This window comes from Bradyrhizobium liaoningense (assembly GCF_018130825.1).
In the GTDB taxonomy this organism is placed as follows: domain Bacteria; phylum Pseudomonadota; class Alphaproteobacteria; order Rhizobiales; family Xanthobacteraceae; genus Bradyrhizobium; species Bradyrhizobium liaoningense_B.
Map to the genome: position 1 here is coordinate 527,051 of NZ_JAFCJS010000001.1, position 20,886 is coordinate 547,936.

Annotated in this window: 24 protein-coding genes; 9 read left to right on the forward strand and 15 right to left on the reverse strand. The window is 64.5% G+C overall.

Annotation, left to right across the window (positions count from 1 at the left end):
* Positions 1 to 2 precede the first annotated feature (2 nt).
* From JQ603_RS02555 to solA, 4 genes are all read right to left on the reverse strand, one after another.
* Complete coding sequence (locus JQ603_RS02555) at positions 3 to 845, reverse strand: amino acid ABC transporter permease (RefSeq protein WP_212336213.1); 843 nt, start codon at positions 843 to 845, stop codon at positions 3 to 5.
* Positions 842 to 1,585, reverse strand: coding sequence for an amino acid ABC transporter permease (locus JQ603_RS02560; protein ID WP_212336215.1), 744 nt, complete (start codon positions 1,583 to 1,585; stop codon positions 842 to 844). The genes JQ603_RS02555 and JQ603_RS02560 overlap by 4 nt, the downstream gene beginning before the upstream one ends.
* A gap of 98 nt (positions 1,586 to 1,683) precedes the next feature.
* Positions 1,684 to 2,496, reverse strand: coding sequence for a transporter substrate-binding domain-containing protein (locus JQ603_RS02565; protein WP_212336217.1), 813 nt, complete (start codon positions 2,494 to 2,496; stop codon positions 1,684 to 1,686).
* Positions 2,497 to 2,563: 67 nt separating this feature from the next.
* A complete protein-coding gene (gene solA, locus JQ603_RS02570) occupies positions 2,564 to 3,733 on the reverse strand; it encodes an N-methyl-L-tryptophan oxidase (protein WP_212336219.1) in 1,170 nt (389 codons plus the stop codon).
* Positions 3,734 to 3,858: 125 nt separating this feature from the next.
* Between solA and JQ603_RS02575 the strand changes: the two genes are divergently transcribed.
* Positions 3,859 to 4,818, forward strand: a complete 960-nt coding sequence (locus JQ603_RS02575; protein ID WP_212336221.1) for a LysR family transcriptional regulator — start codon at positions 3,859 to 3,861, stop codon at positions 4,816 to 4,818.
* A gap of 55 nt (positions 4,819 to 4,873) precedes the next feature.
* On the opposite strand, the gene JQ603_RS02580 is transcribed toward JQ603_RS02575, so the two are convergent.
* The gene (locus JQ603_RS02580; RefSeq protein WP_212336223.1) at positions 4,874 to 6,304 is read right to left on the reverse strand and encodes a caspase family protein; all 1,431 of its coding nucleotides are present in this window, start codon (positions 6,302 to 6,304) and stop codon (positions 4,874 to 4,876) included.
* A 201-nt stretch (positions 6,305 to 6,505) separates the two neighbouring features.
* The gene (locus JQ603_RS02585) at positions 6,506 to 7,378 is read right to left on the reverse strand and encodes a DMT family transporter (protein ID WP_212336225.1); all 873 of its coding nucleotides are present in this window, start codon (positions 7,376 to 7,378) and stop codon (positions 6,506 to 6,508) included.
* Between the two features lie 150 nt (positions 7,379 to 7,528).
* Between JQ603_RS02585 and JQ603_RS02590 the strand changes: the two genes are divergently transcribed.
* On the forward strand, positions 7,529 to 7,927 hold the full coding sequence (locus JQ603_RS02590; RefSeq protein ID WP_212336227.1) for a RidA family protein: 399 nt from the start codon (positions 7,529 to 7,531) through the stop codon (positions 7,925 to 7,927).
* A gap of 51 nt (positions 7,928 to 7,978) precedes the next feature.
* Here JQ603_RS02590 and JQ603_RS02595 read toward each other — a convergent pair whose 3' ends face one another.
* From JQ603_RS02595 to JQ603_RS02605, 3 genes are all read right to left on the reverse strand, one after another.
* Positions 7,979 to 8,524 carry a hypothetical protein gene (locus JQ603_RS02595; protein WP_212336229.1) on the reverse strand — a complete coding sequence of 182 codons (546 nt, stop codon included), beginning with the start codon at positions 8,522 to 8,524 and terminating at the stop codon, positions 7,979 to 7,981.
* The gene (locus tag JQ603_RS02600; protein WP_080648034.1) at positions 8,469 to 8,819 is read right to left on the reverse strand and encodes a hypothetical protein; all 351 of its coding nucleotides are present in this window, start codon (positions 8,817 to 8,819) and stop codon (positions 8,469 to 8,471) included. The genes JQ603_RS02595 and JQ603_RS02600 overlap by 56 nt, the downstream gene beginning before the upstream one ends.
* Before the next feature lie 172 nt (positions 8,820 to 8,991).
* The gene (locus JQ603_RS02605; protein WP_212336231.1) at positions 8,992 to 9,579 is read right to left on the reverse strand and encodes a formyltransferase family protein; all 588 of its coding nucleotides are present in this window, start codon (positions 9,577 to 9,579) and stop codon (positions 8,992 to 8,994) included.
* A gap of 189 nt (positions 9,580 to 9,768) precedes the next feature.
* On the opposite strand from JQ603_RS02605, the gene JQ603_RS02610 reads away from it, so the two are divergent.
* From JQ603_RS02610 to JQ603_RS02620, 3 genes are all read left to right on the forward strand, one after another.
* A complete protein-coding gene (locus tag JQ603_RS02610) occupies positions 9,769 to 10,053 on the forward strand; it encodes a hypothetical protein (RefSeq protein WP_212336233.1) in 285 nt (94 codons plus the stop codon).
* 338 nt (positions 10,054 to 10,391) lie between these two features.
* Positions 10,392 to 10,610: a hypothetical protein gene (locus tag JQ603_RS02615; protein WP_212336235.1), complete on the forward strand. Its 219-nt coding sequence runs from the start codon at positions 10,392 to 10,394 to the stop codon at positions 10,608 to 10,610.
* A gap of 162 nt (positions 10,611 to 10,772) precedes the next feature.
* A complete protein-coding gene (locus JQ603_RS02620; protein ID WP_212336237.1) occupies positions 10,773 to 11,192 on the forward strand; it encodes a hypothetical protein in 420 nt (139 codons plus the stop codon).
* Between the two features lie 6 nt (positions 11,193 to 11,198).
* Here JQ603_RS02620 and JQ603_RS02625 read toward each other — a convergent pair whose 3' ends face one another.
* Positions 11,199 to 11,501 (reverse strand): hypothetical protein, encoded by a 303-nt coding sequence (locus JQ603_RS02625; protein ID WP_212336239.1) that lies wholly within the window; start codon positions 11,499 to 11,501, stop codon positions 11,199 to 11,201.
* Between the two features lie 199 nt (positions 11,502 to 11,700).
* On the opposite strand from JQ603_RS02625, the gene JQ603_RS02630 reads away from it, so the two are divergent.
* Complete coding sequence (locus JQ603_RS02630; RefSeq protein WP_212336241.1) at positions 11,701 to 11,913, forward strand: hypothetical protein; 213 nt, start codon at positions 11,701 to 11,703, stop codon at positions 11,911 to 11,913.
* A 6-nt stretch (positions 11,914 to 11,919) separates the two neighbouring features.
* Here the strand turns inward: JQ603_RS02630 and JQ603_RS02635 are convergent, their stop codons facing one another.
* The 3 genes from JQ603_RS02635 to JQ603_RS02645 form a co-directional block, all read right to left on the reverse strand.
* Positions 11,920 to 13,968, reverse strand: coding sequence for an acetoacetate--CoA ligase (locus tag JQ603_RS02635; protein WP_212336243.1), 2,049 nt, complete (start codon positions 13,966 to 13,968; stop codon positions 11,920 to 11,922).
* Between the two features lie 95 nt (positions 13,969 to 14,063).
* The gene (locus JQ603_RS02640) at positions 14,064 to 14,291 is read right to left on the reverse strand and encodes a hypothetical protein (protein ID WP_212336245.1); all 228 of its coding nucleotides are present in this window, start codon (positions 14,289 to 14,291) and stop codon (positions 14,064 to 14,066) included.
* Between the two features lie 122 nt (positions 14,292 to 14,413).
* A complete protein-coding gene (locus JQ603_RS02645) occupies positions 14,414 to 14,635 on the reverse strand; it encodes a hypothetical protein (RefSeq protein ID WP_212336247.1) in 222 nt (73 codons plus the stop codon).
* 153 nt (positions 14,636 to 14,788) lie between these two features.
* Between JQ603_RS02645 and JQ603_RS02650 the strand changes: the two genes are divergently transcribed.
* Positions 14,789 to 15,886 carry an AI-2E family transporter gene (locus JQ603_RS02650; RefSeq protein ID WP_212336249.1) on the forward strand — a complete coding sequence of 366 codons (1,098 nt, stop codon included), beginning with the start codon at positions 14,789 to 14,791 and terminating at the stop codon, positions 15,884 to 15,886.
* A gap of 145 nt (positions 15,887 to 16,031) precedes the next feature.
* Entirely contained in the window at positions 16,032 to 16,424 is a 393-nt protein-coding gene (locus JQ603_RS02655; protein WP_183239114.1) for an NUDIX hydrolase, read from the forward strand.
* A gap of 1 nt (position 16,425) precedes the next feature.
* Here JQ603_RS02655 and JQ603_RS02660 read toward each other — a convergent pair whose 3' ends face one another.
* Both JQ603_RS02660 and JQ603_RS02665 read right to left on the reverse strand, forming a co-directional pair.
* A complete protein-coding gene (locus JQ603_RS02660; protein ID WP_212336251.1) occupies positions 16,426 to 16,710 on the reverse strand; it encodes a hypothetical protein in 285 nt (94 codons plus the stop codon).
* 158 nt (positions 16,711 to 16,868) lie between these two features.
* The gene (locus JQ603_RS02665) at positions 16,869 to 17,108 is read right to left on the reverse strand and encodes a hypothetical protein (RefSeq protein ID WP_212336253.1); all 240 of its coding nucleotides are present in this window, start codon (positions 17,106 to 17,108) and stop codon (positions 16,869 to 16,871) included.
* A 363-nt stretch (positions 17,109 to 17,471) separates the two neighbouring features.
* On the opposite strand from JQ603_RS02665, the gene JQ603_RS02670 reads away from it, so the two are divergent.
* On the forward strand, positions 17,472 to 20,870 hold the full coding sequence (locus JQ603_RS02670) for a DEAD/DEAH box helicase (RefSeq protein ID WP_433996627.1): 3,399 nt from the start codon (positions 17,472 to 17,474) through the stop codon (positions 20,868 to 20,870).
* The last annotated feature ends 16 nt before the right edge of the window (positions 20,871 to 20,886 follow it).

Genomic DNA, 20,886 nt, shown 5'->3' on the forward strand with positions numbered 1-20,886 from the left:
CCTCAGCGTACGCGGAAACGACGCTCGAGACGAGCGGTCCAGATGTTGATCGGATAACAGTAGAGAAAGAAGCAGAGTAGCGCGAAGCCGTAGAGCGGCGCGAACAGCTCCGGCCTGCCGCCCTCGGCGGCATGCACCTGCGCCGTCAGGGTGAGCATTTCCGAAACGCCGACGATCGATGCGAGCACCGTCGACATCGCGACGATCGCATAGATGTTCATCCAGGGTGGCAGCATGCGCTTGATGCATTGCGGCAGCATGATTAGCCACATGGTCTGGCGCCGCGTGAAGGAGAGCGACTCTGCCGCCTCCCATTGCGTCGATGGAATGGAGCGGACGGCCCCGCGCACGACCTCGGCGACATTCGCCATGACGGGCAGGGCGAAGCCGACCGTCGCCTTGATCCAGTCCGGCAACGGGATGGTTGTCTTGAACATTGTGACCTGGAAGGGCACCAGGAACATCACGAAGAACAGCAGCACCAGCCAGGGCGCGTTGCGGAAGAATTGCGTGACGAGCCAGCTGACGGCGGCGAGCAGCCGGGACTCCGACAGCAAAGCGAGGCCCAGGCCAAGCCCGGCGATGGTCCCCAACAGCATAGACAGCAGGGAGATCAGGATGTTGAAGGCGAACCCGCGCAGCAGCAGCGGCGACCATTTCACGATGACTTGCAGCGGCGACAGTATCGCCGGCCCGGTCTGCGCCCACGCCGTGGATGCGGCCATGATGGCGCAGAAGCAGAGAAGCGCAGCAGGCAGCGGGCTAATCCGAACGGACATCCGGACCGGTGCGGGGCGATACGGCAGAAGGACGGCAAGCCTGTGCCCGGGCTCGGCGGTCTTCATCGCGCATATCCGGGGATGTGCATCGCCCGCTCCCAGCGATGCATCAGCCAGACGAGGACCCCGACAAGGATGCCGTAGGTTGCGAGCAATACGACCATCATTTCGAACACGTTCTGCGATTCCGACCAGATCTGCTTGACCGCATACAGTGTCTCGGGAACGGCGATCGCGTAGGCGAGGGTGGTGGTCTTGAGCAGGTTGACGAGGTTGTTGTTCAGCGCGGGAAGGCAGACGCGAATGGCGAGCGGAAGCACGATATGGATGTAGGCCTTGAGGCGCGTGTATCCGAGCGCCTCAGCGGCTTCCAGCGTCGTCCTCGGCACCGCCTCGATGCCGGAGCGGAAGATTTCCACGTTGAAGGCACCTGCGAACAGCGACAGCGAAATGATCGCCCACTGAACGTTGCTCAGCAGCGGCACGCGCATGCCCGCCGCCTCGACGGCCGGAAGCATGGTGCCGAGGCCGAAATAGAAAAAGAACAGCTGGACCAGCGGCGGCGTGTTGCGAAACACCACCACGAAAGCGTTGACGGGCAGTCGCAGCAGCATCGACGGACTGCCCTGCAGCAAGGCGCCGATCGCGCCGATGACGAGGCTCAGCAGGATGGTCGTGACACTCAACAGCAGCGACATCTTGAGGCCGCCGAAATAGCGGCCCCAATCGTAGGCGTCGTAGAAAACGGAGAAATTCAGCCCCGTCGTCTCGTAGAGGTGCTGAAACCAGTCGCCGATGGCCTGCATGTTGCGCGACACCGAAGTGTTGAGGCGATGCCTCGTATCAGTGCATTGGTTCGACCTGTTCGGAGCGCAGGACCGTTCCGGCGCTCCGCCTCACGGGCTCATTTGCCCTTGAATTGCTCGTACATGGAGAGCGAATACTCGGTCGGCGCAATGCCCCACTTCTTTTCCGCGGCCACGATGAAGCCGGTCTTCATCCAGTCCTTTGTCGTGTCTTCGAGCAGCTTCTGAAGACTGCTGTTTTCGAGCGCGACGGCGATCATCCATGGCGATGGCAGAACGCCTTTGAGCGGAAGGTCGTAATCGGCCTTCCACTCGTCCTCGAGCAGTTTGCCTTGCAGGAATGTCTGATCGTAGACATAGCCGATGCAGTTGCCCTGCTTCATGGCGAACAGGGGCTTCTCCGAGCCGTCAAAGGCAACAATTTCGGGGCCATAGGATTTGGCGACGTCCTTGTTGTACCAGGCTCCCGACGTGGCGCAGACGGGCTTTCCCTTGAGGTCGGCCCAGTCCTTGATGCCGGCCTTCTTGTTGAGAAGGATGTTCACATAGTCCGAATAATACAGTGGCTCGATGGCTTGAACGACGCGGCGGCGTTCCGGCCTGTCCGACATGGTCGCGATCAGCAGGTCAACCTTGCCTTGCTGCAGAAACTCGATCCTGTTAGAGGCTGCGACCGGAACGAGCTCGAGTTTGACGCCAAGGCGCTTGGCGATATCAGCGGCAAGATCCGGCTCGATGCCGACCACATTGCCGGTCGGATCGCGGAAACCGAAGGGCTTGTAGTCGGCCTTGACGCCGACATTCAACGTGCCGCGCTGCTTGATGGCATCGACACCATCGGCTGCCTGGGCGCTGCCCAGCATCAGCAGCAGCGTGGCAGCTGTCATCGTGGAATGGAGCAGATTTTTCATCGGATGACACCTCCAGAATTGCAATCACGACACGCGTCGTTCTTCGCTACAAAGTTCGTGCCAAATCTCACGAAAATCGGGACATCGAGAATGGGCTGAGGTCGATTGCGCTTCGACCCTCGGTCACCATCCCCGCCACGGCGTTGCCGATCCCTGCCGAGTGCTTGAAGCCGTGCCCCGAGCACGCCGAGACGACGAAGACTCTGTCCTGGTCGGGATGCCGGTCGATGATGAAGCCCCGATCGGGTGTCACCGTGTAGATGCAGGCGGCTGCCTGCGCGACGCGCGGCGTGGCGCCGGCGAGCCGCCCTTCGACGTGCCTCCGGTACATGTCCGCCGACTCCCTGGGATCAACGGTGCGGTCGATGGTGTCGGCCGTCGTGCTGGTCTCGTACTGCTCGGTCGCGACCTTGAGGCGATGGTCACCGGGCGGGGGCGGGAAGCCGTAGAGGTAATCGATGTCGGTCGCGCCGTGCATCCAGATGAACACGGGGGCGTTGGCGCGATACGCGCTGGTGTCGTCGAGCTCATACCAATGCAGCACCTGACGCTTCACGGTGAGCACGCGGTCAAACGGCGCGCCGAGCAGGTGCGCATTCCAGCCGCCGGCCGACACCACCACCTGATCAGCTTGGAATGTACCAGAGGACGTTTCCACCCGAACGGCGGAGCCTCTCTGCACGATCGAGAGGACCTCGACGCCCGTGCGTATTGTGGCACCGAGGTGCTCGGCACGCGTCAGCTGCGCCTTGATGCAACGCTCAGGAAAGACGTAGCCCCCGCCGGGCTCGTAATAGGCCTTCTCGTTGCCTTCGAGGTTCAGGAATTGCGGGAAGCGGTGAGCCACCTCGCGCCCGTCGATCACTTCATGCACGATGCCGAAATCACGCGCAGCCGCAATCGAGCGTGCGACGAAATCCGGCTTGCCGTGGTGCGAGGTCTCGCCAACGCCGGGCGCCATGACGACGAGGCCGCATGGGTTCAGCAGCTCGGCGGACGTCTCGGCTTCGAGCTCGTGCCAGATCCGGTGCGTATCGAGTACCAGGGGGACGTAATCACGGCCTTCGCCGACCGCCTGCCGGGTGATGCGGGTTTCGCCGTGGCTGGATCCCATCGTGTGGGGAGGGGCAAAGCGATCGAGGCCGACCGCCTTCACCCCTCGCTTGGCCAGTTGATAGAGGGCCGCGCTGCCCATGGCACCGAGGCCGATCACCAAAATGTCCGCTCGTTCGCTCATCGATGAAAATTGCTCAATTATTAGGACAGTCTGAATTCTGCTTTCAGATGCAGCTCGCCTACAAGGATAATTCATGTAATGAAGCAAATTTGCATTCTCATATGACTTTTGCTTAAGTCGTGGGGATGCAGCCGCCCGTCCCAGACCTGCGAAGCCTACAGATCGTCGCCGCTGTCGCGGACTCCGGCAGCATGCTGGAGGCGTCGCGACAATTCGGGATGACGCAATCCGCCGTCTCTCAGGCTGTCCGGCGCGCCGAGGCCGCGGTCGGTGTCGCATTCTTCAATCGGACCCGCAGGCCGCTCACGCCGACCCGGGCGGGACGCATCCTTGCGGACCGCGTCCTCGATCTGAACCGCGACCTTGACGTGCTTCTCGGCATGCTGCGGGCCGCGGCCGAACAGTCCGAGCGCATTGATCTTCGGCTCGGCCTCGTCGACTCCTACGCAGGCACCGTCGGCGCGCACCTCGTCAAGGAGCTGATGTCGGGGTCGATCGCGCTGAGCCTGTCGGCATGGTCGGGTCTTGCCCATTCTCATGCAGAGGCGCTGGTTCGTCGCATGATCGACGCGGCGATCACGTGCGATGCCATGGACGATCTCTATGACGTCGAGCGTTTTCCGTTCTACCGCGAGCCATATCTGCTCGTGGTGCCGCGCGGATTGGAAGCTGAATTTGCCGATCTTGATTTGCGCGAGATTCTCGTCCGGCATCGTCTGGTCCGGCATAGCGAACGCTCTTATGTCGGTGCACAGGTCGAACGCCATCTGAGCCGTCTGGGCATTCGTCCTCCACGGGCCTTCGAGTTTGATACCTCGGACAGCCTGGTCGCCATGGTCGCGACCGGCATGGGCGTGGCGATCACCACGCCGCTGTGTCTGTTGCAGGGGCTTGCCCACGCGGCTCAAGTCAGCGCGGTTCCTTTGCCGGGCCCCGGATTTTTCCGTGAACTGCTTCTGGTGACCCGCCGCGGAGATCTTTCGTCGCTGGCGCCACGCATCGCAGAGATGGCGCGAACGAGCATTACGACGCAGGCGATGCCGCGCATCCGCACGCTCGTCCCCTGGTTCACCCAGGAATATTAGCAACGAAAAAGCCCGGCGTGAGCCGGGCTTTTGTTTTTTCAGCTGCCGTCCCGTCTCAGCGGCGGAACATGCCGCCCATCATGCCACCGACGACGCCGCCAACGAAGGCCGCACCGGCCGCATCGCCGGGGCTGCTGCGCTGCTGGGGAGCCGGTGCCGGCGCGCTGCTCGGAGCCGGGGCGCTGGCACGTCGGGCCGCCTTCTGGCTGCTATCGCTTGCGGTCGGCGGAGTGGCCACGACCTCGGAGAGCAGAGCCTTGTGCTGGTGCTTATTGAGATAGCCGGACGACGGATAGCCGCGCGCGGCCTGCCAGCGTTTGATCACCGTTCGGGTCTCGTCGCTGAACGCCCCGGTCTGCTTGGTATCGAAGCCGAGCCCGGTGAGCCGGCGCTGCACGTCGCGACGTCCGTTCTTGTCGAGGCCGATCTGGTCCTCGGTGAGCTGAGTGGCCTCGTCGGTAAAGGTCGCAGGATCGACGCCGGCGTTGAGCGTACGGGTAGCGGTCGAGGGGCCGCTCTTGATCGCAGCGAGGCGTGCCAGCGCCAGCGCCTTGAACTGACCGTTGGGATAGGCGGTGAGATAGGCGTTGAGCTCTTCCGGCTTGTTCGACTCCTTCACCGAGCGCCAGTATTCGAGCTCGACACCGTCCGAGCTCCCGGTCGCGGCCGGCACGCTGCCAGCCGCCGTCGGCGCCGCGTTGGCAACCTGCGTCGTCGGGGCCTGATTGAGATAGACGGAGCCCGTCAGGTTGGTGTGACCCCAGGGCAGCTGGCCTTTGCGCGTCTCTTCATTGACCTGGGCGCGCACCGCCGTCATTGCCTGCTGGATCTCGATGCCGGGCTTGGTGATGTTGTCGATCAGCGCGCGGGTGAACGGGCTGTTGTTGCCCTCCTGGCCGTCGAGCGCGGTCTGGCCCGGGCCGGTCGCGAACGCGATCAGCGTGCCTTCGCCGGACTTCATCTCGGCAAGGCCGCTCTGCACGTTGACGCTGCGGGTCGCCGAGTTCGACTTGATCTTGGCGGCGAACGGATTGTCACGGCAGGCATCGAGGAAGACGAGCTTGACCTTGGCATCGCCCATGGTCTGCTCGAGCGTCAGGTCGATATTGATGGCAGCGCCCAGCTTGACGTCCATCTCCGACTTGATGTCGGCATCGACAGGCAGGAGATAGTTGGTGCCGCTGACGGCAATGCCGTGGCCGGCATAGTAGAACAGCGCGATATCGGAGCCCTGCGCCTTGCGGCCGAAATCGAGCAGCTTCTCCGTCATCTGGTCGCGGGAGAGATTGGAGCCCTCGATCACCTCGAAGCCGACGTTGCGCAGCGTGGATGCCATCGCCTTGGCGTCGATCGGCGGGTTCGGCAATTGCGCGACGTTCTTGTAGGAGCCGTTGCCGACGACGAAGGCGACGCGGCGGTCGGCTTTCGCGGCACTGACCGACAACGCAACGCACATCAGCGAGGCGAGCAGGGTGAGATAGCGCATTCTGAAATCCCCAGAATCGAATTGCAGGCAGCAACAAATTGGCAACGAACCTACACGAAGTGCCCGACTTCGCGCCACCAAAACGGCGGTACGTCGCGTTCAACCCGTTGCTGTGTGGCAGAATGTGCACGATGGAGAGGCTCTCCAACGTGATCCAAATCACACGGCCACTTGGTTTTGTCGCGCGAGGCGGCGCGAGGTTCACTGCGCGCGGGCGGGAACCGGTGCCGGCTTCAAGTTCAGGAGATTGCCGCACAGGATCAGCGCCGCGCCGAGCACGGTCCAGGCGTCCAGCCGCTCCGAATACAGCAGCCAACCTGCGGTTGCGGTCAGCGGAACCCGGAGGAAATCCATGGGCACCACGATCGTCGCATCGGCATAGCGCATCGCGCTGGCGAGGCAGTAGTGCGAGAACGTGCCGCAGACGGCAATGACGCCGACCCAGGCCCAGGCATAGGTCGACGGCCAGGTCCAGACCAGCAGCGTCGGCACGAAGCCCGCCACCGACTGCACCACCAGCATCCAGAACAGGATCGACAGCGCGCTTTCGGTGCGGGTCAGCGATTTCACCAGCGCCATCGACACGCCAAATCCCATGGCGGCCCCGAGCGCGATGAGCTGGCCCGGATTGATCTCGCCGGTGGCCGGCCGCACGATCACGATCACGCCGACGAGGCCGAGCACGATGGCGGCGATCTTCCACGGCGTCATGCGCTCGGAGAGGAAGCTCGCCGCGAGGATCGCGGTCCAGATCGGCATGGTGAACTCGATCGCCACGACCTGGCCGATCGGGATCAGTGTCAGCGCAAAGAACCAGCCGAGCTGGGCAGCATAGTGCACGAGGTTGCGCGCGACGTGGTGTTGCAGGCGCGATGTCCTGAGCACCTTGAAGCCGCCGGCGCGATAGATGATCGGCGCCAGCAGGACGAAGCCCGCCAGCGACCGGATCTCCATGATCTCGAAGACGTTGAGCTCGCGTGCGGTCTCGCGCCCTGCCACCGCCATGACCAGCGTGAGCGAGAGCCAGCCGGCCATCCACAGTGCAGCCATCGTTTTGGACGGTGTCGTGCTCATTGCGGCGGACGCGGGAAGGGTGGAATTCGAAGGGACGGCCGGTATCGGCGACATCGCCGCCGTTTGCAACGGCCAAATCTGCGGATGCAGCGATGCAGGGCGGCGTGTTAAGGCATCAGCGAACAACGAGAAAATCGGGAGATATTGCTCATGCGCATCTTGCAGCCGGCCGAATGGAAAAAACCGCGCGGCTTTTCCCATGGCGTCGTGGTCGAGGGGCCGGGCCGGTGGGTGGTGCTCGCCGGCCAGACCGGCGGCGATGAGGCGGGCAATTACGCGCCTGACATGGCCTCGCAGGTCGGAGCCGCGCTGCAGCGGATCATCAAGCTTTTGGCCGAGGCCGGCGCGGGTCCCGAGCACATCGTCCGTCTGACCTGGTACCTGACCAGCCGGAGCGAATATGAGGCTGCGGGCGCCGGCATCGGCGCGGCCTGGAAGGAGACGCTCGGGCGCAATTTCCCGCCTTCGACGCTGCTCTATATCGGCGGCCTCGTGGACGAGCGGGCCAAGGTCGAGATCGAGGTCACGGCGTTCGTCCCGGGCACATAAAAAAATCGACCCGGCGAGGTCGCCGGGTCGATGGTCGTGTCACCTGGTGTCTTACTTCGTCAGCGAGATGTTCGCGCCGCGGAACTGGCTGTCCGCGCGCATCGAGACGCTCTGCTTGTTGCCCGATGTCTTGAGCGAGATGTTGGCGTTGAAGCCGGCAGTCGAGGCGAGCAGCTCGTAATTGCCGCCGGCGCCACGGCCCTGGAGCGATCCAGAGATGTTGCGGCTCGCCTCGGACCAGCTGCCCGCAATGGCGCTGCCCTCAGCCTTCACGTTGGCGCCGAGGTTGAACTTGTAGGCATCGCTGGCACAGGTTAGCGACATCTCCATGGTCGGTCCGATCGGGGCGTATTTGGCCCGGCAGCGGATCCGCTCGGTCGAGCCGTCATCGAGCGTAACTGTGCCGCCGCCGCTCCAGGTGCCCGCCAGCGGGGCGAACGGGCCGGACTGGGCCTTGCCTTCAGAGTTGACGAGCCCCGCCGCAAACAAAACGGCGGCCGCAATCAGCAGCCGCCGGTTCCGGACGCGAGCCTCGACTGGTTTATTGGCGCGATGCTTCCCACCGCCCGCTGCACGGTATGCCTGCAGATGCTCCATTCCACTTCCCCGATCCGGCGTTGCCGTTGAGTTGACCGTTGGCATATGCACCATTGATCGAAACTTTCACAAGTCCCCCACTGCCGATGGTGCCGGAAACGTTAGCGCCGGGTGCGGTGATCTTGCCGTCGGCAACGGTCAGCATCGAGCTCGCGGTCGGCTCGCACGAGCCGCTCTTGGTCACGATGGTGACCTGCCAGTTGCCGTCATAGGGGCTCTGGGCGAAGGCGGGAGCGGCCAGGGTGCCGGTGAAAACTGAAGCGGCACAGAACGCCGCGATGCGAGCAAAACGCATGAATTCCGTCCTTGAGTATGTCTGATATGCTGTCGCTTATTCGGACAAAATGTGACGGAAATTTGTTGCGCTGCCAAATCGAAAATTGTTCCTGTGGAAACAATGGTTTATTTGCGTTTTTGGCTCCGATTTTTCTAGCAGAATCAATGCGACCTGACGTTAAGGGTAAACGTCAAGAGAGACTCGGTGCCGAGGTCGCGAACTGCTCGTCCTGGACCTTGGACGGCAGCGCCTTGTGAACCTTGATATAATCGATCACGTCGGCCAGCAATTTGAGCCCGAGCGGGGCGAGCGCGCGCTCCCAGAGCTCGCGGGCGGTCTCGCCCTTCTTGACGAAGCACCAGTCCTGCGCGGCGATGGCGCCGGCATCCATGCGGTCGGCGAGTTGATAGATGGTGCCCCCGGCGATCGGATCGCCTTCCTTGATGGTCCATTCCACGGCGGCCTTGCCGCGGTGACGCGGCAGCAGTGAGGGATGGTAGCCGATCCCTCCGTACGTGGCGGCGGCGAGCGCGTCCTTGCCGATCCGGGCATGGCTGTGGGCCGTGATGATCAAATCTGTGCCGGGGGCGATCTCGGAGGCCACCACCAGCTTCGGATTGGCCTGGACCACGACCTCGATGCCGGCGGCCTTGGCCGCTGCGGCCAAGCGATCCTCGGCGTCGGCCACGACGACCCCTGCGATCGAGACGCTGTGCTCCCGGAGCATGTTCAGGGTGGTCACACCGAAATGGCGGGAGCCGACGAGGGTAATGCGCATGGGGGTCCGATCCGTCTCGCAACTGCGTCATACCCCCGATAACACGTCCGGGCGCCGTGTCACCATCCGCGGGCCGTTTGCGCCGGTTATCAACAATGCGCCGGGCGCGGGGCAGCTGAACTCCATGATTGCACAGCCAGCCGTCCCGGTGCTTCCATGTGCGCCTTGCGGCGTCTCAGGAGCGAGGACATGCGAAGCGTGTGGTTTTTTCTGCTCGCGACATTGATTGCGGCCGCGCCGGCCCACGCAGGCGGGCCGTACCCGGCAGTGCCGCCCGAGATCGGGGTGGCGCCGTTTATCGGCCCGACCTGGGATGCCTATCGCTGCGCTGAAGGACTGCCCTACAATTTCTACCACGACGCCTATTATGGCGAGGAGCCGCCGGCGATCTATCGCGGCTATGCCTACAGGCAGTATTACCGCTACAGCGCCTATCGCAGGCTGCCGCGCAAGTATTTTTGCGTCACGGACTAGCGTTGCCGCGCAGCCACGGTCAGCAGCAAAGGATGGCGGCCCCCGATCCTCCGTGTCATTTTTAACAGAAGGAATCCGTTGTGTGCGGCTAGAACCTGCACCAACCGGGGCTGGTAACATTTCAATCCGGATCCGTTTTCGAACCCGGCTATGGCCGCTGGCGTAATCGCCAGCGGCTTTTTCATGCCGTGCGTCACGAAATCATCTGACGGTAATACGTTCTCAACCAGCTTGTCGTATCGACGAATCCGTCGCGGATTTGTATTGCGTACCGCGACACCGAAAATGTCCCGCCGGCGTGGGTGCGCCGCGCGGGCTTTTTCGCCGGGACCGATTTCATGCCGAGCGCGATTGAGCAGATCGTGGACGCCTATGTGCGTCTGAAGAACCGTCGCGGGCTCGACCAGTTGATGATGCACAGGCAGCGGCTCGCGGTCGATCTGAAGAGCAGGTCCGGCTATGATTTCAGCCTGCCGATCAGCCAGATCGACGAGGAGATCGCGATCATCGAGGCGGGTCTCAGCCGGCTGAAGGCGGCGAATTCCACGGCAGCGTAGCGCGGCTCGGCGAGGTGAACTCTTGCGCGGACTGAGGTGCTCCACATCGTCGCTGTTCGATCCCGGTTCATGCAAGGTTCAGCCCCGCCATGCCCCAATCAGCAGGTCGTTTTGCGGGACACGAATTCTGTTAGGCTTGTCCCCGACATTGGAGGAGACGTCATGATTGGACTCGCGCTGGCCGGCCTGATTGCGTTTGCGAGCGTGCCGGCGGCATCGCCGGAGCCGCTGGTCGAGCAAGTTCAGTTCCGAGGCGGTCCGGGAGGGCAATGTCCGCACGGCTATGATTACAATCACTCGAACGGCCGCTGCTATCCCAACGACTATCATGCGCCAGGTTACTACAACAGGCCCGAGCCGACTTACCAAGGCCGTCGGGGCGGACTCTGTCCGGACGGTTACGACTACAATTACTCGAACGGCAATTGCTATCCGAACCGTGCGCGGGCGCCCGGCGCCTACGGCGCTCCTGACTATTACGGACGCCGCGGCGGCCTCTGTCCCGACGGCTACGACTACAATTATTCGAGCGGGCAGTGCTACCCGAATCGCGCACGCGCGCCCGGCATGTACGGGCGCTAGGACGCCCTAGGAGGATTTGCCGCCGTCGATCACCGTGAACAATGGTCGGGCCTTGGTCGGCTCGACCAGCAGTTCCTCGACCATGGCACTCGCGGCCTCGACATATTTCCGCGTGGGCTTGTCGAGGGGGCGTTGCGCCTCGTCATCGAGTGCGACCTTGGCGGCCTCGACCAGCTTGCGCATGCGCTCGGCATGGTCGTCGCCTGCGGTCAGTGTCGCGCGCGCCAGCGAGCGTAGCACGAACAGCTCGCCCTCGAGGCGGAGCAGGCGGTCGTTGAGACGGGCAAGGACGGCGTTGAGGTCGGCCATGTCAGCTGTTCGGCACAGAGGATCCGTTCCGATCTAGCGGCGATCGGTGAACGGAGTCCAAACGGCATCCGCGCAATTGGGCTGATCGTCCGCCTGTCGCGGTGCCGCCGTTGTGACCGATCGTGACGTCGCCTATGCGTGGGCACAGCATGGTTCCCGCACCACATGTCAGCCCGGGTGGGCGTTTGGAGCCCATGCGATGCGGTTTATCCCGATTGTGATCCTCTTGATATCGGCATGCGCGGCTGCCGCCGCGGCGCCGGCGCACCACGCCCGCCCGCACCACCCCGTTATCGCCCGTCCGTCCGAGGACGCGCCGGTGCCGCCCGGCTGGTACAAATTTCCCGGGTGGCCGCCGATCCCGCCGTCGGAGAACAGGAATCTCGATCCCTCCAATTTCGGCGGAGGCTGATCGAAACTACGCGGCACTTCGCGCCAGATAATCGCGCGCGAAGGCGAGGTACCAGTCGAGGCAGGCGGGGTTGGCCATCGCCTCCTTGTTGATGACCTTCTCGACGGGCTGGCCGAGCAACAGCTTCTTGATCGGCAGCTCCTGCTTCTTGCCGGACAGCGTGCGCGGGATATCGGCGACTGCGAAGATTTCATTCGGCAGGAAGCGGCGTGACAGGCCGGCCTCGATCGCCTTGTTGATCTTGGCCTGCATCGCGGCGTCGAATGCGACGCCCTCGCGCAGCACCACGAACAGCGGCATGTAGCTGTCGCGGCCGAGATATTCGAGGTCGACGACGAGGCTATCGAGCACCTCCGGCAGCGCCTCGATCGCCGAATAGAGCTCGCTCGTGCCCATGCGCAGGCCGTGGCGGTTGATGGTGGCGTCGCTGCGGCCATAGATGATGCAGGAGCCGTCGGGATTGACCTTGAGCCAGTCGCCGTGCCGCCACACCGGCCCGCGGCCGCTGCCGTCGAAATTATCCGGATAGGTCTCGAAATAGCTGGCGCGATAGCGCGCGCCGTCCTTGTCGTTCCAGAAGTAGAGCGGCATCGACGGCATCGGCTCGGTGCAGACGAGCTCGCCGACCTCGTCGATCACGGCGCGGCCCTGTTCGCTGAAGGCCTCGACGGCCGCGCCGAGCAGACGACACTGCATCGCGCCCGGCGTCTGCGGCAACTCGCGATTTCCCCCGATGAAGGCGCCGGCGAAATCGGTCCCGCCGGAGATGTTCGCCCACCAGATGTCGGCCTGCGCCTTGCTGCCGTTGGTCTTCGACAGCGCTGCGAAGCGCGCGTTGAACCAGGCTTGGGTGTCGGCGCTGAGCGGCGAGCCGGTCGAGCCGAGGCAGCGTAGCTGCGACAGATCGCCGGCGGCGGCAAGATCGATCTCGGCCTTGGCGCAGTTGGCAAAGAACGCCGCGCCGGCGCCGAAGAAATTCGCCTTCGACTGCGCCACGAAGCGCCACAGCGTGGTCCAGTCCGGCTTGTCCCTGGTGCCGCCGGGGCTGCCGTCGAAGATGCAGCAGGTGGTGCCGCTGAGCAGGCCGCCGACCTGGCTGTTCCACATGATCCAGCCGGTCGAAGAGTACCAGTGATAGCGCTCGCCGAACGAGTTTGGGTGATAGGAGCAGCCGATGTCGTTGTGCAGGCCGAGCAGCGCCAGCACCACGATGACGATGCCGCCATGGCCGTGCACGATCGGTTTCGGCAGGCCGGTGGTGCCGCTGGAATAGACGATCCAGAGCGGATGATCGAACGGCAGCCACATCGGCTCGAACGCGCCGATCGCGGCATCCGTCCTTGCAAGGATATCGGACAGCAGGGCGTCCGGCGCGGCCAGCGCACCAGCCTCGCTGTGCAGGATGACGTGCTCGACGGTGGGGAGCGATCGCCGGAGCTCGGCCAGCACATCGTGCCGGTCATGGCGCCGGCCGCTATAGGTGACAGCGTCGCAGGCGATCAGCACTTTCGGCTCGATCTGCTTGAAACGGTCGATCACGGCGGGCGCGGCCATGTCGGGCGCGCACACGCTCCAGACCGCGCCGATGCTGGCGCTGGCGAGAAAACCGATGATGGTCTCGGGGATGTTGGGCAGATAGGCCGCAACGCGGTCGCCGGGCTTGACGCCCTTCTCCTTCAGATGCAGCGCGAGCGCCGCGGCCTTGCGCCGCAGCTCCGGCCAGCTGGTTTCCCTGAGCTTGCCGTCCTCGCCGCTGCTGACGATCGCGGGCAGGCCGGCGGCATCGGCTGCCTCGACATGCCGAAACACCTGCCGGGCGTAGTTCACCTGCGCACCCGGAAACCAGACCGCGCCCGGCATCTTGCGCTCGTTGATGACGACCGCAAACGGCGTCGGCGATTGCAGGTCGTAATAATCCCAGATGCTGCGCCAGAAGCCGTCGAGATCGCGTACCGACCATTGCCTCATGTCCTCGTACGTCGCGAAGGAGAGGCCGCGCTGTTCGGCCAGCCAGTTGCGGTAGACGGCGATCTGCGGAAGGAAAGGAGCGGTCATCACGTTTCGGCTTCAGTTGCGGGGAGGGGAGCTTAGCCCGCGCCGCAGGGGAGCAGAAGCCATCGTTCGTGCAGACCGCAATGACCGCCTTCAGCCTACCACTCCACGCCCGCCCAGCGGCGTCCGAACACCGGCGGCTTCGTCTTCACCGCCTGCCAGCCGAAGAAGTGATGCTTGCCGGACCAGCTGTGCACCACGCTGCTGCAGATGTTGCACCTGAAATGGCCGGCATGCGCCTCAGCGTGCTCTTCCCTTGTCGCGGTGTAGTTCATGCTGCAACCGGTGCAGGTGAATTCTTCGATCGTCCAGATGCTGTTGGCCATTGCACGCGTCGTTTCCTGGGACCTCGCTGCAGGGTAGGAGCGGGCCTTTGCATCGGCGTAAACCGGCCCAGGGAAATCCGGTTAATCGCCGTTAGCCAAACCGCGCCGGCGTCATGGCGGGATCAGCCCTCGGTCCGGCCCGGCCGCATGTCGCGGTCGATGCGCATCTGCACGCGCCGGATGGCGAGCTGCGGTAGCCTGCCTTGCACCCGGCCGGTGCGGACCTTGTCAGCGATCGCGTAGGCATAGTGCCAATAACCGGGAGCGCCGTTTCGCTTGATTGAAAAGCGGATGCCGCGGTGAATTCCCGCATGCTGATCGGGCTCTCGGGGGCGGCGCGGCATTTTCTCGGAATGCTTTTGGGCCCGATGCGTTCCTAAACGGACGGCCGGCAGGTCCCGAACGCGCGGGCGGTCGTCTTGACGCCCGCCCCGGGGCTGGCAATAACGGCTGCCCGTGCAAGTGCCGGAACCCGCGTCGATGCCGCAAGGAAGGTCGTGCCCGTGAAAAGCCTCCGCCAGCTCCTCACGGGTGAGGACATCATCCAGCTCGTGATCCGGCTCGGCCTGCTGGCCCTGCTGATCATCTGGACTTTCCTGATCATCCGTCCGTTCGTGCCGATCCTGGCCTGGAGCGGCGTGCTCGCGGTGGCGTTCTACCCGGCCTTCAGCTGGGTCGCCAAAATCCTCGGTGGACGTCCCAAGACTGCGGCGGCAATCCTCACCCTCATCACGCTCGGCATCGTCATCGGCCCCGCGACCTGGCTCGGCATCAGCGCGGTGGACGGTGTGCGCGAGCTGGCGCACCAGCTCGGCACCGGCGACCTCGCGCTGCAGTCGGCGCCGGAGCAGCTCAAATCGTGGCCGCTGGTCGGTCCCTGGCTCTATGAGCTCTGGGACCAGGCCTACACCAACATCCGCGCAGTGCTGCGCGAGGTGGCGCCGTATCTTCAGCCGTTGGCGGGGCCGCTGCTGTCGCTCGCGGGCGATGCCGGCGTCGGTACGCTCCAGTTTCTAGTCTCGGTGTTCGTGGCCGGCTTCCTGTTTCCGCATGGGCCGCGGCTGGTCGCGGCCGGCCGCGGCTTCCTGTTCCGCATCGTGCCCGAGCAGAGCGAGCATTTCCTGGGGCTCGCGGGTGCGACCATCCGCGCCGTGGCGCAAGGCGTGATCGGCGTCGCGATCGTGCAGGCCCTGCTCGCCGGCATCGGCTTCAAGCTTGCGGCGGTGCCGAGCGCGGGTCTGCTCGCCTTCATCGTGCTGCTGCTCTCGATCGTGCAGATCGGCGCCTTCCTCGTGCTGCTGCCCGTCATCATCTGGATCTGGACCGCCAAGGACGTCACCACGGCGCTGGTGCTGACGGTGTTTCTGGTCCTGGTCGGCTTCATCGACACCATGCTGAAGCCGCTGGTGATGGGACGCGGCCTGACCACGCCGACCATCGTGATCTTCGTCGGCGTGATCGGCGGCACGCTCGCGCACGGCATCGTCGGCCTGTTCATCGGGCCGATCATCCTGTCGGTGGCCTGGGAGATGATGATGGCCTGGATCAGGACGGAGGATCAGGCGGAGGCAGGGGCGGGCGCTGGCGAAGGCTGATATCGCGACCCGAGCGGCGCGATCCTGCGCTCTTCGGTCGGCCCGGCCTGACGGCCCGCAGCCTGTGGTCAAGACGCGCCCCTAACTTGTCTATCCAACTAGACAAGTTACGATCGGGACGATTCTATTCTCGATTGCGACAGCAATGGCGAAGTCTTCCAAGCTGGTTGCCGCGAAGCGCGGCAAGGTATTGTTGGTCAGACGCCGGTCGGACGGCCTGTGGATGTTCCCGGGCGGCCGCAAGCGCGCGCGCGAGTCCGAGAAGGATTGCCTGCGGCGGGAGATCAAGGAGGAGCTGCCCAAGCTGAAGCTCGGCAGGATCAGCCTCTGGAAGGAAGTGAAGGCCAGGAACAAGCGCTCCGGTCGCAAGATGAGCGATGCGATCTTCATCGCCAAGGGCGCCAAGGGCAGGCTGGCGATCGGCGACAAGAAGGAGATCGACCGTGCCGCCTGGCAAAAGCCGCGCGGCATTCGCCTGACGCCGACCTCGCGCTACATCCGCGACCGCCTGTTTCCGAGGAAGCGGCGGCGGAGCTGAGCTAGTCCTCTCGCTCCGCCGATTGCGTCCGCCCGGTGAACGACCTCGACTGCGCCAGGCGCGGCTCCGGCGCGGCGCGCCTCACGGCCTCGGCCTCGCGCTGCTCCTTGCGGACCTTGCGCGCATTGCGCATCGCGCGTTTGACGAAGGGGTGCTGGGAATCCTCGGCGAAGAACAGCACCACCTCGCAGCTCGGACATTGTCTGGAATAGCCGTCCTGCAACCGCGCGGCGCGATCGCGGAACACGTTCTTGCAGCGCGTGCACTGAATCTGGACGGAGCCCATGCGCGATCGACAATGACTGATGGAAATGCATCGTCATGCTGATCGCAAATGTCTGAAGAAAGCCTGAAGGGCTTCTGCGGATTCACCGCCAGCCTGCCGCAAGCCGATGCAGCGGACGCGAGCATGTCGGCGATGCTCGCGTCACGCGCGCGGCGAAGCTATTGCTTGGCCGCCATGGTCTCCAGGCACTGATTGAGAAATGCGGTGCGATCTCTCGGCAGCACCTTCTCGAGATCCGCTTTCAGCGCGCATTCGCGCTGCCGGATCTGCTCGGCACGGCGCTTCTCGGCAGCTTCACGAAATTCGGGCGCGACCTTGCTGGGATCGACCAGCGCCTGTGAGCGGGCGGGTGTGGTTGCAAGCAACACGATGGCAGCGATGAAAATGAATGGTTTCAAATGAGCCTCCGAAAAAAAGCATCCTAGCGCGCGGCGTGCCAACGCTCAAATCGGAGCCCCCGCGGTACCCCGTTCCGCCGCAGCTGCGCTGACAGTGCGTGTGAACCAGTTCACAAGCGCTCGATCAGTTCGCTGCTATGAAGGCACATTGCTTGACCAAATCATTTTTTGACGAAACGCCCCGGCGTCCAAGCGCCGGGGTTTTTCGTGCTGGCGATGCGGTCTTCGATCGCATCAGCCTTTCCCGCAAATGAAGCACGATCCCGCGCCGCGTTATATGCTTCGGAACGGGGCCCGGTTCCCGTCCGTGGATGCACGGAACGTTGCCGCAAGGCGTGCGTTCGCCGGGCAAATCCCATATGGATGGCGGCGCGTCGCCGAATCGAAACGAGAGCGGCGCGTGTTCAGTTGGCGGCGGTTTACGACCAGAAACGGATTCACGTGAGGCTTGCAAAGAAGGCGCGGGCGGCCAAGGCATCGCCAAAGAGGGCATCGCCAAAGACCACGATATCGCCCAAGTCCAGGACATCGCTCAAAGCCAGGACGCTTAAGACCAAGACGCTTAAGACCAAGGCATCGCTCAAGACGAAGGCGTCGCCAAGGAAGAGCGAGGGGGCGCAGCGCGCCGCGATCTCGTCGTCGTCGCCCCTCGGTTCGATGGCGCTTCACCTGCTCGCGCAATGGAAGCAGTCCGGACCCAGCGGCATCGTGTTTCTCGCCGAGAACGAGAGCAGGGCGGAGCGGCTGGGCAGCGTCATTCATGCGCTCGATCCGTCCTGCGAGGTGCTGGTGTTTCCGCGGCTGAACACCTTGCCGTTCGATCAGCTCGAGCCCTCGCACGAACTCGCAGGGCGCAGGGCCTCCGTGCTGCGGCGCCTTGCAAGATCCAAGAGGCCGCTGTTTCTCGTCTCGACCGCGGAAGCCGTCATGGAGCGCCTGCCGCCACCGGCGAGCCTGTTGCGTCTCAGCCTCAGCTTGAAAGTGGGCGGCGCGTTTTCCGAGCGGGAGCTCGAGAGCCGCCTCGAATCCCTCGGATACGATCTCGACGACGAGCCGGACTATCCGGGCGGGGCGCTGTTTCATGGACAGACCTTCGAGATATTTCCCGCAGGCGCGCTCGGCCCTTTCCGCATCGAGCATTCCGATCGCGCGATCGACCGGATCGTGGCGTTCGACCCGAAGGAGCACGACATCATCTTCGAGACGAAGGAGCTCGTGGTCGATCCGATGTCGGAGCGGCTTGGCTTTGCCGGCAGGGGCGGCAAGCGCGCGCGCCTGTTCGACTATTGCGGACGCGCCAAATGGATCGCTGATGCAGGCGTACCGGCGCATGCCGACGGCTGGCTTGATACGATCGAGGAGGCCGCGCCGCGGGCGGAGCGGGAGCGCGAATATCTCGGACGTCGCGACTGGAAGCAGCTCTCCAGGGGCATGAACGTGTTGCCGCGGACCGCATCGTTCCAGGCCGTGCCCGAATTCTCGAAGCTGACATCCGCAAGGAAGGCGCTGCGTGCCTTCGTCGAGGAGACGCGGCGGGCCGGTTCGCGATTGATCCTCGTCGCCGCGCAAGAGGACGATCTGCGCGTGATGGAGCGGATGAGCGGCGTCAAGGCGCAGCGCTGCGAGGATTGGGACGAGGCGACGCGCGGGGGAAGCGGCGAGGCGGCACTTCTGGCCGATCTCGATGCGGGCTTCGTCGTGCCGGGGCGAAAGCCTCTCGTCGTCGTGACGGCGTCCGACGTGCTCGGCAGCCGGGCGCATCATGCGCAGCCGATGGCGCGCGCCTGGAGCGCGGCCTTCGACCATGCCGATGTGCCGGAGCAGGGCACGGTGGTCGTTCATCTCCAGCGCGGCCTTGCCGTGCTCGACGGCTTGCAGACGGTCAACACCGGCGGCGGCGCAATGCGCGAGATGATCCGCCTGAAGTTCGCGGGCGACAATGCGGTTCTGGTGCCGCCGACTGATCTGGCGCTGATGTGGCCTTACGCCGCCGAGCTCGGCAAGCTGGCGCTCGACAAGGCGGACGGCAGCACATGGTGGGCACGGCGCAGCGAGGCCGAGCGCGAGATCCAGATCGCGGGCAAGGTGCTCGCCAAGCACATCAGCCAGCGCCGCCGGCGGCGCGCGGAAAAGCTGGTGCCGCCGGGATCGGCCTACGAGAAGTTCGTCGCGCGATTTCCCTATTTCACGACAACAGACCAGGCCAAGGCGATCCACGATGTGCTGGATGATCTCGCGTCCGGTCACCCGATGGACCGGGTGGTCTGCGGCGATGTCGGATTTGGCAAGACCGAGGTGGCGCTGCGCGCGGCGGCCGCCGTGGTGCTGTCCGGCAAGCAGGTGGCGATCGCGGTGCCGACGACGGTGCTGGCCCGGCAGCATGTCGCAACGTTCAGCAAGCGCTTCGCCCCGTTCGGCATCGAGGTCGGGAATTTGTCGCGGGCTACCTCCGGCGCGGAGCTGCGCGAGACCAGGGAGGGCCTGCGCAGCGGCCGGATCAAGGTCGTGGTAGGGACGCAGGCGCTTACGGCGAAGGACGTGAAGTTCGATGATCTCGGCCTCGTCATCATCGACGAGGAGCAGCATTTTGGCGCGGCCGAGAAGGCAAAGCTCGCCGGCCTCGCCAAAAATGTCCATGTGCTGATGATGAGCGCGACGCCGATCCCGCGGACGCTTGCCGCTGGCCTTGCCGGCTTCCGCGATCTCAGCGTGATCGCCTCGCCGCCGGTGCACCGGCTTCCGGTCGCGACCAGGATTGCGCCGCTGTCGGATGCCGCCATTGCCTCGGCGCTGCTGCGCGAGCAGCGCCGCCACGGCCAGAGCTTCCTGATCTGCCCGCGCATCCAGGATCTCGATCCGATGCTGGCGCGCGTGCAGGCGGTGGCGGGCGACCTTCGCATCGTGTGCCTGCACGGCAGACTGGCGGCGGACGAGATCGACGACCGCATGATGAGCTTCGTCGAGGGCAGGGCCGACGTTCTGCTCGCGACCAACATCGTCGAGAGCGGCCTCGACATTCCCCGCGCCAACACCATCGTGGTGTGCTGGCCCGAGAAGTTCGGCCTCGCCCAGCTGCACCAGCTGCGCGGGCGGGTCGGGCGCGGCGGCATCCGCGCCTTCGCCCATCTCTTGACCGAGACGGCGTCCGGGCATTCCGAGAAGCGGCTGGCCGTGCTCGAGGAGTTCAGCCGGCCGGGCGCGGGCTTTGCCATCAGCGAGCGCGACCTGGACCTGCGGGGTGCGGGCGATCTGTTTTCGGAGCAGCAATCAGGCCATGTCCAGGTGTTCGGGCCCGTGCTCTACAGCCACCTCCTGAAAATGGCCTCGGAGAAGGTCGACGAGGAGCGTGCCGCGGTGTGGGTGCCCGACCTCAACCTGCCGGTCGGAGACATGCTGCCCGAGACCTATGTGCAGTCCGAGCCGGTGCGGCTCGAGCTCTATGCGCGCGCCGCGCGATGCAGCAACGAGGACGATCTCGACGACCTCGAGGAGGAAACCTCCCGCCGCTTCGGACCCTTGCCGAAGGTTGCGCGCGATTTCTTCTCCGCGGCCAAGCTCAGGATCGAATGCAAGCGACGCGGCATCATCCGCCTCGACGTCGGCCCCGGCGCGGTGGCCGCGACGTTCCTGCCCGGACGGTTGCGGAAATCGAGAGGAAAGTCACTCCAGCGCGACGGCGATCGCGTCGTCTATCACAGCGCGATGCGCGATGCGCCGTTCGAACGGGTGGAGGAATTGTTCGAGGCGCTGGACGACGCGTGAAAACGGCACCGGCCTT

Coding starts and splice junctions, on each gene's coding strand:
- JQ603_RS02595 (WP_212336229.1), bottom strand. CDS start 8,524: ATGGAGCATCTGCAGGCATACCGTGCAGCGGGCGGTGGGAAGCATCGC.
- JQ603_RS02600 (WP_080648034.1), bottom strand. CDS start 8,819: ATGCGTTTTGCTCGCATCGCGGCGTTCTGTGCCGCTTCAGTTTTCACC.
- JQ603_RS02645 (WP_212336247.1), bottom strand. CDS start 14,635: ATGCCGCGCCGCCCCCGAGAGCCCGATCAGCATGCGGGAATTCACCGC.
- JQ603_RS02615 (WP_212336235.1), top strand. CDS start 10,392: ATGCCGAGCGCGATTGAGCAGATCGTGGACGCCTATGTGCGTCTGAAG.
- JQ603_RS02655 (WP_183239114.1), top strand. CDS start 16,032: ATGGCGAAGTCTTCCAAGCTGGTTGCCGCGAAGCGCGGCAAGGTATTG.
- JQ603_RS02575 (WP_212336221.1), top strand. CDS start 3,859: ATGCAGCCGCCCGTCCCAGACCTGCGAAGCCTACAGATCGTCGCCGCT.
- JQ603_RS02610 (WP_212336233.1), top strand. CDS start 9,769: ATGCGAAGCGTGTGGTTTTTTCTGCTCGCGACATTGATTGCGGCCGCG.
- JQ603_RS02605 (WP_212336231.1), bottom strand. CDS start 9,579: ATGCGCATTACCCTCGTCGGCTCCCGCCATTTCGGTGTGACCACCCTG.
- JQ603_RS02625 (WP_212336239.1), bottom strand. CDS start 11,501: ATGGCCGACCTCAACGCCGTCCTTGCCCGTCTCAACGACCGCCTGCTC.
- JQ603_RS02590 (WP_212336227.1), top strand. CDS start 7,529: ATGCGCATCTTGCAGCCGGCCGAATGGAAAAAACCGCGCGGCTTTTCC.
- JQ603_RS02620 (WP_212336237.1), top strand. CDS start 10,773: ATGATTGGACTCGCGCTGGCCGGCCTGATTGCGTTTGCGAGCGTGCCG.
- JQ603_RS02635 (WP_212336243.1), bottom strand. CDS start 13,968: ATGACCGCTCCTTTCCTTCCGCAGATCGCCGTCTACCGCAACTGGCTG.
- JQ603_RS02555 (WP_212336213.1), bottom strand. CDS start 845: ATGAAGACCGCCGAGCCCGGGCACAGGCTTGCCGTCCTTCTGCCGTAT.
- JQ603_RS02670 (WP_433996627.1), top strand. CDS start 17,472: ATGGCGGCGCGTCGCCGAATCGAAACGAGAGCGGCGCGTGTTCAGTTG.
- JQ603_RS02565 (WP_212336217.1), bottom strand. CDS start 2,496: ATGAAAAATCTGCTCCATTCCACGATGACAGCTGCCACGCTGCTGCTG.
- JQ603_RS02660 (WP_212336251.1), bottom strand. CDS start 16,710: ATGGGCTCCGTCCAGATTCAGTGCACGCGCTGCAAGAACGTGTTCCGC.
- solA (WP_212336219.1), bottom strand. CDS start 3,733: ATGAGCGAACGAGCGGACATTTTGGTGATCGGCCTCGGTGCCATGGGC.
- JQ603_RS02560 (WP_212336215.1), bottom strand. CDS start 1,585: ATGCAGGCCATCGGCGACTGGTTTCAGCACCTCTACGAGACGACGGGG.
- JQ603_RS02585 (WP_212336225.1), bottom strand. CDS start 7,378: ATGAGCACGACACCGTCCAAAACGATGGCTGCACTGTGGATGGCCGGC.
- JQ603_RS02630 (WP_212336241.1), top strand. CDS start 11,701: ATGCGGTTTATCCCGATTGTGATCCTCTTGATATCGGCATGCGCGGCT.
- JQ603_RS02580 (WP_212336223.1), bottom strand. CDS start 6,304: ATGCGCTATCTCACCCTGCTCGCCTCGCTGATGTGCGTTGCGTTGTCG.
- JQ603_RS02640 (WP_212336245.1), bottom strand. CDS start 14,291: ATGGCCAACAGCATCTGGACGATCGAAGAATTCACCTGCACCGGTTGC.